Source organism: Pseudomonas sp. 1L-B-1-E-C1 (assembly GCF_057291835.1).
This window is the reverse complement of record NZ_JBXAWN010000009.1, coordinates 67,674-82,106: the sequence shown is the minus strand read 5'-3', so window position 1 is coordinate 82,106 and position 14,433 is coordinate 67,674. Positions and strand designations below refer to the sequence as shown.

Here is a 14,433-nt window from a genome sequence, read left to right as displayed (position 1 = left end):
AGCAGCTATTGACCGAACAAAGGCTTCCCATGAGCGTAGATGCACAAGATGTAGTACTCGTCGTCGAGGACGAACCGGTTATCTTGATGGTTCTGACGGATTATCTGTCAGGGCAGGGCTATCGCGTGTTGCAAGCGGAAAATGGCGAGCAGGCTTTCGAGATTCTCGCCAGCAAACCACACCTGGATATGCTGATTACCGACTTCCGCCTGCCGGGCGGAATCTCCGGAGTACAGATCGCCGAGCCGGCAGTGAAGTTGCGACCAGACCTCAAAGTGATCTTCATCAGCGGGTACCCGCAGGAAATTCGTGAGACCGGCAGTCCGATCACCAGCAAAGCACCGATCCTCGAAAAACCTTTCGATCTGGACGTGTTGCAGGAAAAGATTCGGGAGTTGCTGGCCTGATAACGCACTACTTTCAGGCCCCGCCTGTAATTTCTGACAGTTGACGCCAATAACGTCAGCGCTGATAAAGACCTCGTAAACCACCCCGAGGTCGCTGCTCATGCATCGTCACACGCCAACGCTTGCCGTCATTGAACCTCGCGGTGCCGCGGTACGCACGGTCGCGTACTTTCGACGATCGGCACCGGACGATCTTCAGGCATGCGTCTGGCAAACGATTCATGACCTTCAGCGCCGTGCCAGCCACGCGCGTGATCCGCGTCTGTTTGCGCACTTTCAGAGCGACGACACCAGCCCCGCCAACCAGACTACCGTCTCCAGTCTGTCCGGAGCATCCTTGCTGTCGGTGAACGTGGATGCCGGTTGGCGTCTGAGTTTGACGGGAGCGTCTGGCCAGGCTCTTGAAAGCTGGGATCAAAAGCTCAATCACCGCCGCGTGCAATACGATGCCTGGCTGCGCCCGACGTTCGTGTTCGACCGCTCCGTCGGTGAGCCCGAGCAGCGTAGCGAATGCCTGTCTTACGCCGACGCCAGCACCGAGTCTGCCCGGCATAATCGCTGCGGGCAGTTGGTTCGTCATGACGATACGGCAGGTTCGGCGTATTTCACTGAGTTCGGTCTTAACGGTGCGCCTGTCGAGCAATCGCGGCGATTCCTCAAGGAACTGAACGATCCGGACTGGCCTGAAGAGCCAAGTGAGCGCGATGCCTTGCTGGAAGACCAGGGTGCCGTTACTCGTATGGGCTATAACGCTTCAGGTGAACTGATCCGACACGTTGATGCGCAGGGCAATCAACAATTGTTGCGACAGACTGTGGCCGGGGAGTTGGCCCAAACGTGTCTGAAACTGCTCGACGCCAACGAATACATCGCGTTAGTCGGCGACATTCGCTACAACGCGTCTGGCCACATAGAGCAGCAAACTGCCGGTAACGGGGTCGTCACACGCAGCGTTTTCGACCCGGAAAATGGACGGCTGAGCACCCTGACTGCGCAAGCGGCCAGCGAGCCGGTGCTGCAGGATCTCGCGTATGCCTACGACCCGGTGGGCAACTTGCTCAGCATCACCGACGGCGCTCAGCCGATTCACTACTTCCGCAATCAACGGGTCGCGCCCCTGACCGGCTATCAATACGACACGCTTGGCCAGTTGATCAAAGCCTCTGGCCGGCAACGGATCCGCGCGCTGAGCGGACCACAGCTGCCGGAGTTCATCTCACTGGCTGATCCGCTTCAACTGGAAAATTATCAGCAGACGTTCGACTACGATGGCGCCGGTAACCTGTGTACCCTGCAACACACCGCCGACAGTGGTTCGCGCTGCGAACGCACGGCCGTCGCACTGACAAGCAATCGCAGTTTGCCGTACACCGTCGCAGGTGAGCGACCGGATGAGGGCGAAATCGCCAGGCGTTACGACGCCAACGGCAATCTCAACCTGCTGCAAGCGGGCCAGAATCTGCTTTGGGACAAGCGCAACCAGTTGCGCCAGGTCGATCAGGTGATCCGTGAAGACGAGCCCAACGACAGCGAACGCTATGTTTATGACAGCACGGGACAACGTCTGCGCAAAATCCGCACGGCCCATGGCCCTCAACTGACCCGCACTCATGAAACCCGCTATTTGCCGGGGCTGGAAATCCGTACCTCGCCGGAAGAAACCCTGCACATCATCACGGTTCAGGCTGGCCGCTGCACTGTGCAGATCCTGCACTGGGCAAAGACGCGGCCCTCGCGTATCGCCGACAATCAACATCGCTACATCCTGACCGATCACCTGGGTTCCAGCAGTCTGGAACTGGATGCCGATGCCCGGCTGATCAGTCAGGAAAGCTATTACGCCTATGGCGCCACAGCCTGGTGGGCCGGGCGTGACAAGGTCGAGGCCAGTCACCGGACGGTGCGCTACTCGGGGCAGGAGCGCGACGCCACGGGTCTTTACTATTACGGATTTCGTTACTACATGCCGTGGCGACAGCGCTGGCTGAGTGCCGACCCGGGAGGTACCCACGATGGACTGAATCTGTACGCCATGGTCGGCGGCAACCCCGTGGGGTATGTCGATTTGCAAGGCTTGTCTCGATGGGAGACGGCCAAGGCGATGTTATGGAGCGGTGGGTTTGACTTTGCAGCGAAAGTGCCTGCGGCCGCTATCGGCTATATGATAAAGGCCTCGAATCCAGCGAGTTGGGTATTGGCAGCTGCAGGAGGGGCTTCGGCAGCCATCAATGGTGCTATCACGGGAGCAGCATGGGTCGCTAATAATCAGAGTGAAGATATCGGTGTTTTTCGGCGATATGCAGAACGTTCGGCGGGAGCCTTGGGAGGCGCAGTGTTAACGGCTGCTCCTGTGGCGGTTGAACACTTTTTCACGCCGGGATTGAATCTCACGGCACTCGATCAGATCACGTCACTGGGCGATAACTTCGGGTTTGAATTTTTTTCTCAATTCGAATCGAACCGGCCTAACAATGATTGGGCAGGTACGCCCCCAAGAGCCGGTATCAACGCTGAAATCGGCGCTACGATGTTGACTAAAGGGGTTTCGAAAATAATTGATTACAACTTCTTTGGTCCTGCGCAATCCCTCCCGGTGAGTCTTGCCCAAGAGATTTTGTACCCCGCGGCGACCAAAGGGGCGGTTGCCATGAGTATGAGTTTGACCCGCAGTTTTTTCCCGGAGGAGGCGCCATACCAGGCAACTCGAGATCTCTCACAGTTCTCGGCTGTGAAGCAGCTCAGCAATGTGGCCGGCCGGGATTCTTTCAGTGCGGTGCCTCGACTGGTGGCGCAAGGGCTGCAGCTTGAGACCGTGACCGCCGTGATGGGCGATGGGGTGCGAGAAACGGTGAATTTTGCCGTGAACTCCGGATTTCAGACAATGCGAAATGCTTATAAACGCGACATAAAGTCCGGTCTGCAGAAAATGGTGACGACGAATCGTCCACCGCTTGCTGGTACAACAACGGTTCGAAATTATGGGGCCATTTGAGGCTATCTGGCGCCTTTTTCGATCCTTGCCTGACAGTTCTGACAGTTGACGCCTGTGGTCAGACAGCGAATAAGGATTGCTTGATTCTCCGTACTCGCCGCTATGTGCGAATACGCCAATGCAGGGGACTGAAAGCCATGCATCGTCATACTCCAACGCTTGCTGTGATCGACCCGCGCGGTGTAGCCGTGCGCGCAGTCGCGTATTGTCGGCGGCAGGAGGACGACGAACTCCAGGTACGCATCTCGCAAACGGTTCATGAGCTTGAGGGGCGCGTCAGCCACGCGCGTGATCCGCGCCTGTTTGCGCTGTCAAAGGATGAGCCTGTATCTCTCGCCAACCAGACCACGGTCGTCAGCCTCTCCGGAGCATCGCTGCTGTCGGTGAATGTTGATGCCGGTTGGCGTCTGAGTTTGTCCGGGGCGGCGGGGCAACCGCTGGAAAGCTGGGATCAAAAGCTCAATCACCGCCGCGTGCAATACGATGCATGGCTGCGCCCGACGTTCGTGTTCGACCGCTCCGTCGGTGAGCCCGAGCAGCGTAGCGAGTGCCTGTCTTACGCCGACGCGAGCACCGAGTCTGCGCGGCATAATCGCTGCGGGCAGTTGGTTCGTCATGACGATACGGCAGGTTCGGCGTATTTCACTGAGTTCGGTCTTAACGGTGCGCCTGTCGAGCAATCGCGGCGATTCCTCAAAGAACTGAACGATCCGGACTGGCCTGAAGAGCCAAGTGAGCGCGATGCCTTGCTGGAAGACCAGGGTGCCGTTACTCGTATGGGCTATAACGCTTCAGGTGAACTGATCCGGCACGTTGATGCGCAGGGCAATCAACAATTGTTGCGACAGACTGTGGCCGGGGAGTTGGCCCAAACGTGTCTGAAACTGCTCGACGCCAACGAATACATCGCGTTAGTCGGCGACATTCACTACAACGCGTCTGGCCACATAGAGCAGCAAACTGCCGGTAACGGAGTCGTCACACGCAGCGTTTTCGACCCGGAAAATGGACGGCTGAGCACCCTGACTGCGCAAGCGGCCAGCGAGCCGGTGCTGCAGGATCTCGCGTATGCCTACGACCCGGTGGGCAACTTGCTCAGCATCACCGACAGCGCTCAGCCGATTCACTACTTCCGCAATCAACGGGTCGCACCCCTGACCGGCTATCAGTACGACACGCTTGGCCAGTTGATCAAAGCCTCTGGCCGGCAACGGATCCGCGCGCTGAGCGGACCACAGCTGCCGGAGTTCATCTCACTGGCCGATCCGCTTCAACTGGAAAATTATCAGCAGACGTTCGACTACGATGGCGCCGGTAACCTGTGTACCCTGCAACACACCGCCGACAGCGGTTCGCGCTGCGAACGCACGGCCGTCGCGCTGACAAGCAATCGCAGTTTGCCGTACACCGTCGCAGGCGAGCGCCCGGATGAGGGCGAAATCGCCAGGCGTTACGACGCCAACGGCAATCTCAACCTGCTGCAAGCGGGCCAGAATCTGCTTTGGGACAAGCGCAACCAGTTGCGCCAGGTCGATCAGGTGATACGTGAAGACGAGCCCAACGACAGCGAACGCTATGTTTATGACAGCACGGGACAACGTCTGCGCAAAATCCGCACGGCCCATGCCCCTGAACTGACCCACACCCATGAAACCCGCTATTTGCCGGGGCTGGAAATCCGTACCTCGCCGGAAGAAACCCTGCACATCATTACGGTTCAGGCTGGCCGCTGCACTGTGCAGATCCTGCACTGGACAAAGGCCCGGCCCTCGCGTATCGCCGACAATCAACATCGCTACATCCTGACCGATCACCTGGGTTCCAGCAGCCTGGAACTGGATGCCGATGCCCGCCTGATCAGTCAGGAAAGTTATTACGCCTATGGCGCCACAGCCTGGTGGGCCGGTCGTGACAAGGTCGAGGCCAGTTACCGGACGGTGCGCTACTCGGGGCAGGAGCGCGACGCCACGGGTCTTTACTATTACGGATTTCGTTACTACATGCCGTGGCGACAGCGCTGGCTGAGTGCCGACCCGGGAGGTACCCACGATGGACTGAATCTGTACGCCATGGTCGGCGGCAACCCGGTGGGGTATGTCGATTTGCAAGGTCTGGCCAAAACCACGGTTACCCGCCCGGAACGCTTCAAAGCGACGATGTCAGGGGTGGTGCGCGGCGCCATAAAGGGAGCGGTGGGTAATCGCGCCAAATACGTGGCGAAGTTGGGGCTCAAAGCTGCTTTTGGCCAGGCCGCGAAGTACCCCTTGGCTCTTATGACCGGTGGCGCAACGGCTTACGCAGCAGGGGCTGCCACGGCGCACATATTGGATAGGCGTGGTACGAGCGGACTCGGTAAACAGGTGACGGTAGGCGTCATGGCTTCATTGGGTTTTGCCACGGGCTTTGCAGGGGGTTATGTCAATCCCGATCCGATCGATGTCTTGAGTGATGTCGCCAAGGATCTGGCCGGCGTCACGACCGGCCGAGTCGTTTCTCGTTTCGGACCTTCCATTACCTATGATGCAAATGCCACTTTGGGCTCCCAGGCTGTGAATATGCTGGCCAACCTCGGTGTGAATTTTGCCGAGGGCATGTGGCTGGGGCCCGTCTCGAAAAGTGTTACGCCGATTTTGCGATCTGCCGCCAATGGCGCAATCAAAAGCGTTGTGGGCGACAATATCCGCGCCTCGGAGTTCGTGCCAGCCAGCTATAACGAGAGCAAGCACGCCAACGCCTGGAGTTTACCAACGGTCAGCGACGTAAAAACGTTCGTTAAAACATTCACCCACGATACGGCGATGTCGTCCGTCTATGGCCTGGCAAATACCGGTGTGAATAATGGCGTGACACTGGCTCTGGGTGAAAGTACCGGTGAATCTTCCCTGCGGGCTGGTCTGGATAATCTGCAGATTGCCAATGGAATGGACGCTGTGGTGGGCGAAATGGTGCTGTCGGGTGCTACGTTCGATGAGGTAAACGCAGTCCCCAGCGAAACGACCCCCAAAGCAGCTACGCAAGCCAACGTGCAGGCGGCGCAGGACAGGCGAGTGACGCGGAGTCAGCGCAAAAATGCTCAAAATGCACTGTTGGCACAAATGGCATGACCTGCTGTTGATCAAAGCTGATCACCCGATCATCCCCGGATCATCTCCCGCACCTTGGCGGTCAGCAGGTCAAACGTGAACGGTTTGGTGATCATCTGCATCCCGGAGTCGAGGAATCCGCCGCGAACTGCGGCATGTTCTGCATATCCGGTGATGAACAGTACCTTGAGTCCGGGTCGATACTGCCGGCCAATCTCCGCCAGTTGCCGGCCGTTCATCCCCGGCAAACCGACGTCACTGATCAGCAGATCGATGCGCTGCGGCGAGTTGAGAATCGGTACGGCGCCGTCGGCATCGGCGGCCTCGACAAACGCATAACCCAATTCACTGAGTACCGCGCTCACCAGTATCCGGACAGCCGGATCGTCTTCGACGATCAGCACGGTTTCGCCATCGATGGCGTGCGGCGCTTGTACGGTATCTGACTCGGCATGCTCAAGCTCTTCACCGTGGAAACGCGGCAGGTAAAGCCTGACGGTGGTGCCCTGATCGATTTCACTGTCGATCGAGACATGGCCGCGTGACTGTTTACTGAAGCCGTAAATCATCGACAGGCCAAGCCCGGTGCCCTGGCCAATGGGTTTGGTGGTGAAGAAGGGATCGAACGCACGGCTGACCACGCTCTGCGGCATGCCGCTGCCATTGTCGGTCACGCTGAGCATCACGTAATCACCGGGCTCCAGGTTGCTGTAGGCCTCGGTGAAATCGCGGTGCAGCACTTGATTGCTGGTTTCCACGACCAACTTGCCGCCATCGGGCATGGCATCGCGGGCGTTGATCACCAGGTTGAGCAGGGCGCTCTCCAGTTGATTCGGATCGGCTTCGGCCACCCAGAGGTTGTCGTCCAGGCGCATCTCCAGATGAATGCTTTCATTGAGGCTGCGTTGCAGCAACTCGCCCATCGACAGCACCAGCGTATTCATTTGCACGGCTTTCGGGTCGAGTGACTGACGGCGCGAAAATGCGAGCAAGCGATGGGTCAGCCCGGCGGCGCGGTTGGCGGACGTCACGCCCAGATCGATCAGGCTGTCGAGATCTTCAGTGCGGCCTCTGGCCAAACGCCGGCGCAGCAGTTCGAGGCTGCCGATGATCCCGGTGAGCATATTGTTGAAGTCGTGAGCGATGCCGCCGGTGAGCTGGCCGACGGCTTCCATTTTCTGCGATTGACGCAGGGCTTCTTCGTTATGGCGCAATTGCGTTGTCCGCTCTTCGACCTGTTGCTCAAGTGTCTCGAGAGTCGATTGCAAACGCCGTTCGCTGTCACTCAGGTCGATCAGGCGATCGCGGGCTTCGTATTGTCGTCGCCGCCCACGCAGGGCGGCAGAGACCAGACTGACCAATGTCGCGGGATGGAAAGGGCGCTCGAGAAAAGTCACGTTGCCTAACAGTGTACTGAGGCGCGACGGCGGCCCCTGCTCCTCGCCGCCGTGATGAGTGAGCAGGACAATTGGCATGTCCGACCACGCGGGCTGCTGATCAAGATAGCCGATAAGCGCTTCCAGTTCCGGTCCGCGCAACGCCTCAGCAGCAATCAGCAGCAGCCCGGCACCGACCTCCAGCTCGGTGCACAGAGCGCCGAGATTTGGCGTCACCATGCCGCCATAACCGGCTTCGTTGAGAATCATCAGCGCGACCTGACCATCGCGACCCATGGGCGCCAGAATCAGCACCCGTTCGGCCAACGGCGTATTCACCGTCACAAGCTTTCATCCTCGAGCAATGGATTGCTCGCTCCCATATAAGTCGGCACGCCACGCAGCACGCCCTGGAACGATTCCAGCGGTTGGCCGATGGTTATGCCGCGCGAGGAGATCCGATATTCACGAATGGTCGATTCGTGATTGCCGGTGCGTTTCTTGATAATCGAAATTGCCCGACGGACCTTGCCCAGGGCTTCGAAGTAACGCAACAGAATCACCGTGTCGGCCAGGTAAGTGATATCGACCGGCGCCTGCATGTCACCGACCAGACCGTGCTGGGCAACAGTCATGAAGGTCGCCGCGCCTTTACGGTTGAGGTACAGCAGCAGCTCGTGCATGTGCAGCACCAGCGCGTTTTCTTCCGGCATCGCCGCTTGATAGCCGTTGATACTGTCGATGACGACGGTCTTGATGTCGCGCTCATCAACGCAACGGCGCACGCGGTGGGACAACTCGCCGGGAGACAGCTCAGCGGCGTCGACCTGCTCGATCAGCAGATTGCCAGTCGCCTGCAATGCCTTCAGATCGATACCGATGTGGCGCATACGCTCGAACAGCAAGCCCAGCTCTTCATCGAAAATGAACAGCGCGGCTTTCTCGCCTCGGGCCACCGCAGCGGCGGCGAAGATCATCGAAATCAACGACTTGCCGGTACCGGCCGGGCCGAGAATCAGCGTGCTGGAGCCGGTCTCGATACCGCCGCCGAGCAGGGCGTCCATTTGCGCGATACCGCTGGACAACTGCAATCGTGCATAGTCGCCGCGATGTTCGGCCGCTACCAAACGTGGGAACACGTGGACGCCGTCTCCCATGATGGTGAAATCATGAAAACCGCCACGGTATTTCTGTCCGCGATACTTGACCACCCGAACGCGGCGACGCTCGGCACCGTAGCTCGGTGTCAGCTCTTCAAGGCGGATCACGCCGTGGGCGACGCTGTGTACGGTTTTGTCGAGGGACTCGGTGGTCAGGTCATCCAGCAGCAGGACCGTGGCGTCGTAGCGCACGAAATAGTGCTTGATTGCCAGAATCTGCCGACGGTAACGCAGCGAGCTTTGCGCCAGCAGGCGGATTTCCGAAAGGCTGTCGAGCACTACGCGGGTCGGTTTGAAGCGTTCGACCACTTCGAAAATCTGCTTGGTCGCCTCACCCAGCTCAAGGTCCGAGGAATAGAGCAGGCTTTGCTGATGCTCGGCATTAAGCAGGCTTTCCGGCGGCGTCAGTTCGAAGATCTGGATGTTCTCGTTCAGCTCCCAGCCATGGGAGAGTGCACCTTGACGCAGTTCTTTCTCGGTTTCCGAGAGAGTGATGTACAGGCAGCGTTCGCCGGCCAGCGCACCGGCGCGGAGGAAATGCAGTGCCACCGTGGTTTTGCCGGTTCCGGGTTCACCCTCAAGCAAAAACACATGGCCGCGAGAGAGGCCACCGGCGAGAATGTCATCCAGACCTGCGATGCCAACGGCAGCTTTCGCACTGATCAACTCGTTTGATGTAGTCAAAAAATGCCCTCTTATGACTAGGGTAACCGGCGGCTGGCTTAAGTGAGCCGCCTGAATGACTTGACCTCAGGGCGTGTTCACGGTTCCGCTTTTTCTTTCGACAGCCGGCGAGTTTCACCTGCTGTACTTGGATTAAAGACCTTGTTGCAGGGCCGGATCATCCGGATTCAGTTGTTCGAGTTGCGCCAGCAGAATCTGCACATTCTGCAACTGGCCGCTTTCCTTCCAATAGTTGATCAGTAATACCCGCGCCTTGCGGTCGGCCGGGTGGCGCTGGACGATTTCCTGCAGCTGTTTCTGCGCCGCTTCCAGTTCTTCTGCGCTGTGCAGGGTGGTCGCGAGGTCGTAGCGATAATCCTTGTTGTCCGGTTCCAGCTCGACGGCTTTGGACAGGCCGAGCAGGGCATACTCGCGCTGGCCGTGGTGCAACAGCCACAGGCCGAGGGCATGTTGCAGATAGGCCGAATCAGGCTGCGCCTTGAGTTGGCGGGCGAGCAACTGGCGAGCGGCATCGCTCTGGCCCTGGCGGTCGAGCACATCGATTTGCATCACCAGCGCCGGCAAGTTGCCGGGCTCCATACGCAAGGTATTATCCAGCGCTTGCCGCGCCTGTTTGTATTCAGCGTTGTGAATATAGAGGCGCGCCAGTTGGGCGTAGTTGGCGGCGCTTTCCGGCTGGCTTTCGAGGGTCTGCTGCCAGCCATCGATGGCCTGCTGCAGTGGCGCGAAATACAGGCCCAGCTCGTCAGGCGTCAGGCCGAGCAAGGCATTGATCGCGGCGAAACGGACAGCCTGCTCCTCGTCTTCGAGCAACGGTCCGAGCAACAGGCTGCGCTGCCCGCCGGGCACCAGACCGACGATGCTTTTGATCGCCGCGACGCGCACTTGTGGCGCATCGTGATGCAGGTCGATGTCAGCCAGTTTAAGCGCTTGGGGGCTTGGGTAATTGGGCAGCTCGCCATGCAGCCAGACCCGGCGCTTGACCGATATGTCCGGACGGCCCAATTGCTGGTACAACTGGCGCGCCGCTCCGGGTTCACCGGTGCGCGCGGCGTTCAGCGCTTCGCTGTAGCCGTGTTTGATAGCATCGGGGATGGTCGGTGTGCTGCTGCGCAAAGACAGCCAGACGATGCCGAGGATCAGTACGAGGCCAAGGCCGATCAGCAGGTTGCGGCGGGACTGAGTCATGCGGGTTTCCGAAAGCTTCGAACTTGAGCAGAGCGGCAAGCTTCGGTCAGCTTGGCGCGTGAGTCAAACCCTTGCCAGCGAATCGTCCTACGACACGTGTCGACTGTGAAATCCGTCAGGCTTTTGTGGCAGTGTCTACGCTTGCAGAAGTCGTTTTAAAGAGTGTGCCCATGTCTGCGCTGTTCACCTATTTCAAGGCTTTGATCCATCCCGGTCAGGCTGTTTTGCTGTTTGCCCTGCGGACCATCGCCGCTGGGCTGTTGACCCTTTATCTGGCGTTCATCTTCGATCTCGAACAGCCGAAATGGTCGATCATGGCCGTGGTGATTGTCAGCCAGCCGTTGGCGGGGATGGCGCTGGCGCGCAGTTTTGGCCAGGTCATCGGTACCACCGTGGGTGCAGCGGTGGCAGTGCTGATCATGGCGATCTTTCCTCAGGCGCCGCTGCCGTTCATTACTGCATTGGCTTTGTGGCTGGCGCTGTGCACCGCCGGTGGCACGTTGTTGCGTTACACCAGCTCTCAGGCGTTCGTGCTCAGTGGTTACACCGCTGTGGTCGTGGCGTTGCTGGCGATTCCGGATCAGGACGGTACGTTCTTGCTCGCTGTCACCCGTGTCACCGAAACCCTGCTGGCGGTCGCCTGCGTCTGCGTGGTCAGTTTGCTGACGGCCCGGCCTGAAGCGGTCGCCAAGGGCTATTTCGCCAAAATCGATCAGGTGATCAAACTGGCGGCCAGCCACGCCGCCGAGGTGCTTCGCACGGAAGAAAGCGAAGCGGATTTCCAGCGGCGGCAGATGCAACTGCTCGGCGAAATCAGCGCACTGGAGGGGTTGCGGCGCCATTTGTATTTCGATGCCCCACGTTTGCGCGATGCCGACAATCTGGTGTTGCTGCTCGGCAATCAACTGATGCTGCTGACGTCGCGACTGACCGCGCTGCGTCATCAACGTGAATTGCTCATCGAACGCTGGGAGGGCGATCTGCCGCTGGAGGTGCAGCAGCTGCGGGCCGAGGAACTGGTATTGCTGGAGCAGTTGGCGCAACAGGGTCGCGCGCTGTCTGGAGCGGATCGGCAGCGCTTCGTCACTTTGCAGCAACAGTTCGAAGCCTTGGCCTACAAGGCCGAGCAACAGACCGAGAACATGAGCGCGACCCTGCGCTCACTGGCCTGGGCGTTGCGTTGGGAGCAGGCGCGACTGCTGCAGCAACTGGATCAGATTCTCGAGCTGAGCGACGCCATCCAGGAAGGGCGCCCGGCCAGTTGTCTGTATCGCGGGCAGAGCAGTCCGTTGCATCTGGATTTCACTTTGGCCTCGATGAATGCGATTCGCGCCTTTACCGCGCTGCTGGTATCCGGCCTGATCTGGATCGAGACGGCGTGGGATGGCGCCCGCGGCGGGATGATTCTGGTGGGGATTCTCTGCTCGCTGATGGCGACCTTCCCGCGTCCGTTGATGGCCGCGCAAAGCTACGCCCGTGGCTTGGGCCTGGCGCTGGTGGTGTCGGCGTTCTATCAATTCATGCTGGTGCCGGCGATCAGTGATTTCGAGTTATTGGCCTTGCTGCTCGCGCCGCTGCTGTATGCCATTGCGGTGGGCATTTCCAGTCCGGCCACCGCCGGGATCGGCATGGGTCTTGGCCTGTCGAGTTTTCTCATGCTCGGACCGCAAAATACCGGCACTGGGCAGAACACAGCGATTCAATGGTTCGAATTTGCCGGCGCTTATGTCAGTGCAGCGATGCTGGCGTTGATCGTCTATGCGCTGATCTTTCCGTTCCGCCCGGACTTGCGCATTCGCCGTTTGTACGGCGAAGCGCGGGAGCAGGTGTACCAACTCAGCAAAATGCCGGCAAACGATGAACAACAATTCGCCTTCGAGAGTCGGATGACCGATCGCCTGACCAGCATGCTCGGCCTGCTGCCAGCGGCGAACGATCGTGCCATGCAGCGCTTGTATGAAATCAGCCTGGCTTGCGTGGCTTTAGGCGTCGCTATGCATCAGCTGCGGCAGCAGGCGCAGAACAACGCGCTACTCACCGACGCGTTCAGCCAGCGCCTGGCGTCGGCGTTACGCAAAACCGGTCGGTTGGTTGCCGGACGCGATGATGTGCAACTTGCCGCACTGCTTGCCACGCTGCACCAACTCGGAGATGAGCTGGACGAACTGCACGCCGCCAGTCACGAACATCTATGGTCGGTGTTCCGTATGCGTGTGGCGCTGCTGATTGTCGTTTCGTTCCTCGAGCGCCACGGCGCGCATCTGCAACCTCAAGTTATGCAAGGAGAACCGCAACTTGCCCATTGATTTCGAGATTGGCGGCGTCTATCTGCCGCCCATTGCTCAGGCGCTATTGCTGGCAATCCCGATTTTCATGTTGCTGGACTGGTGCCTGCGACGCCTGGGTGTACTCCGCCTGGTCTGGCATGAAGCGCTGTTCGAAGGCGCTCTTTACGCCTGTGTCTGTGCCACGCTGATTCTATTGATGGGAGCCTGATGTCTTGAAAGCGCTAGTAGCACGAATGATGACCGTGGCAGTGGTGATCCTGGCGATAGTCCTCGGCTGGTTCGCCTGGGAGTATTACACCCGCGCGCCCTGGACGCGGGACGCCCGGGTAAGGGCGGATGTGGTGACGCTGTCGGCGGATGTTTCGGGGCGTATCGTCAAACTGGCGGTTCAGGACAACCAGCATGTCGACAAGGGCCAATTGCTGTTGGAGATCGATCCGGCGCGCTATCAATTGGCAGTCGAACATGCCCGGCGTTCGGTGGAAGTGTCCAAGGCGTCGCTGGGGCAATCGCAGGCGGCAATTGTTGCCAGTGAAGCGTTGCTCAAACAGCGCCAGAGCGAGGAGCGCCGGCGCCGCACGCTGAAGCAGGGCTTTGCCATCTCCGGTGAGGAATGGGAGAAGGCCAGTACCGACGTGGCGGTTGCCCAGGCGGATCTGTTGCGCAATCAGGCCAACCTCGGCTTGGCCGAGGCCAATGTGCAACTGGCAATTGCCGCGCTGACCCAGGCTGAACTGGATTTGCAGCGCACCCGCGTCGAATCGCCGGTCAGCGGTTATGTAACCAACCTGCTGACCCGCCAAGGTGATTACGCACAGGCGGGCGGGGCACTGCTGGCGTTGGTCGACAGTGATTCGTTTTACGTCAGCGGCTATTTCGAAGAAACCAAGCTGCCGCGAATCGAGAAGGGCGACCGGGTGCGCATTCAATTGATGAGCGGTGAGCGTTTCGGCGGCACGGTGGAAAGCATCGCCTTCGCCATCGCCGACCGCGAGAACGCGCCGGGCAGTCGGCTGCTGGCGAACATCAACCCTAGTTACACCTGGGTCAAACTGGCGCAGCGGGTGCCGGTGCGCATCGGCATTGATGGTGATTTTGCCGGCAAGAATCGCCTTCGCGCCGGCACCACAGCCACCGTCACCGTCCTGGAACCCTGATCCCCCTGTAGGAGCTGTCGAGTGCAACGAGGCTGCGATCTTTTGATCTTGGGACGCAGAGCGTCCCCGGCTACATTCCCATCAAGAATCACAGCCTC

Annotated in this window: 9 protein-coding genes; 6 read left to right on the top strand and 3 right to left on the bottom strand. The window is 59.3% G+C overall.

The window, feature by feature from the left end; all coding sequences use genetic code 11:
* Positions 1–29: 29 nt before the first annotated feature.
* From AC0Z4S_RS16805 to AC0Z4S_RS16795, 3 genes are all read left to right on the top strand, one after another.
* A complete protein-coding gene (locus AC0Z4S_RS16805; protein ID WP_471877742.1) occupies positions 30–407 on the top strand; it encodes a response regulator in 378 nt (125 codons plus the stop codon).
* A gap of 100 nt (positions 408–507) precedes the next feature.
* The gene (locus tag AC0Z4S_RS16800) at positions 508–3,399 is read left to right on the top strand and encodes an RHS repeat-associated core domain-containing protein (RefSeq protein ID WP_485623815.1); all 2,892 of its coding nucleotides are present in this window, start codon (positions 508–510) and stop codon (positions 3,397–3,399) included.
* 137 nt (positions 3,400–3,536) lie between these two features.
* Complete coding sequence (locus AC0Z4S_RS16795; RefSeq protein ID WP_485623814.1) at positions 3,537–6,503, top strand: RHS repeat-associated core domain-containing protein; 2,967 nt, start codon at positions 3,537–3,539, stop codon at positions 6,501–6,503.
* Between the two features lie 29 nt (positions 6,504–6,532).
* Here the strand turns inward: AC0Z4S_RS16795 and AC0Z4S_RS16790 are convergent, their stop codons facing one another.
* From AC0Z4S_RS16790 to AC0Z4S_RS16780, 3 genes are all read right to left on the bottom strand, one after another.
* Entirely contained in the window at positions 6,533–8,203 is a 1,671-nt protein-coding gene (locus AC0Z4S_RS16790) for an ATP-binding protein (RefSeq protein ID WP_485623813.1), read from the bottom strand.
* A complete protein-coding gene (locus tag AC0Z4S_RS16785; RefSeq protein ID WP_253502157.1) occupies positions 8,200–9,702 on the bottom strand; it encodes an ATPase domain-containing protein in 1,503 nt (500 codons plus the stop codon). The genes AC0Z4S_RS16790 and AC0Z4S_RS16785 overlap by 4 nt, the downstream gene beginning before the upstream one ends.
* Positions 9,703–9,834: 132 nt before the next feature.
* A complete protein-coding gene (locus tag AC0Z4S_RS16780) occupies positions 9,835–10,890 on the bottom strand; it encodes a HEAT repeat domain-containing protein (RefSeq protein ID WP_485623812.1) in 1,056 nt (351 codons plus the stop codon).
* A gap of 170 nt (positions 10,891–11,060) precedes the next feature.
* On the opposite strand from AC0Z4S_RS16780, the gene AC0Z4S_RS16775 reads away from it, so the two are divergent.
* Genes AC0Z4S_RS16775 through AC0Z4S_RS16765 form a run of 3 tightly spaced genes read left to right on the top strand, consistent with a single transcriptional unit; the run spans position 11,061 to position 14,335 of the window.
* On the top strand, positions 11,061–13,196 hold the full coding sequence (locus tag AC0Z4S_RS16775; protein WP_485623811.1) for an FUSC family protein: 2,136 nt from the start codon (positions 11,061–11,063) through the stop codon (positions 13,194–13,196).
* Positions 13,186–13,386, top strand: coding sequence for a DUF1656 domain-containing protein (locus AC0Z4S_RS16770; RefSeq protein WP_016774855.1), 201 nt, complete (start codon positions 13,186–13,188; stop codon positions 13,384–13,386). Before AC0Z4S_RS16775 ends, AC0Z4S_RS16770 begins: the two co-directional genes overlap by 11 nt.
* A 25-nt stretch (positions 13,387–13,411) precedes the next feature.
* Positions 13,412–14,335 carry an HlyD family secretion protein gene (locus AC0Z4S_RS16765; protein WP_485623984.1) on the top strand — a complete coding sequence of 308 codons (924 nt, stop codon included), beginning with the start codon at positions 13,412–13,414 and terminating at the stop codon, positions 14,333–14,335.
* The last annotated feature ends 98 nt before the right edge of the window (positions 14,336–14,433 follow it).

What these genes read in the sequence shown, in the direction of transcription:
- AC0Z4S_RS16805 (WP_471877742.1), top strand. Translation starts at nt 30, where the DNA reads ATGAGCGTAGATGCACAAGATGTAGTACTCGTCGTCGAGGACGAACCG.
- AC0Z4S_RS16800 (WP_485623815.1), top strand. Translation starts at nt 508, where the DNA reads ATGCATCGTCACACGCCAACGCTTGCCGTCATTGAACCTCGCGGTGCC.
- AC0Z4S_RS16795 (WP_485623814.1), top strand. Translation starts at nt 3,537, where the DNA reads ATGCATCGTCATACTCCAACGCTTGCTGTGATCGACCCGCGCGGTGTA.
- AC0Z4S_RS16780 (WP_485623812.1), bottom strand. Translation starts at nt 10,890, where the DNA reads ATGACTCAGTCCCGCCGCAACCTGCTGATCGGCCTTGGCCTCGTACTG.
- AC0Z4S_RS16775 (WP_485623811.1), top strand. Translation starts at nt 11,061, where the DNA reads ATGTCTGCGCTGTTCACCTATTTCAAGGCTTTGATCCATCCCGGTCAG.
- AC0Z4S_RS16765 (WP_485623984.1), top strand. Translation starts at nt 13,412, where the DNA reads ATGATGACCGTGGCAGTGGTGATCCTGGCGATAGTCCTCGGCTGGTTC.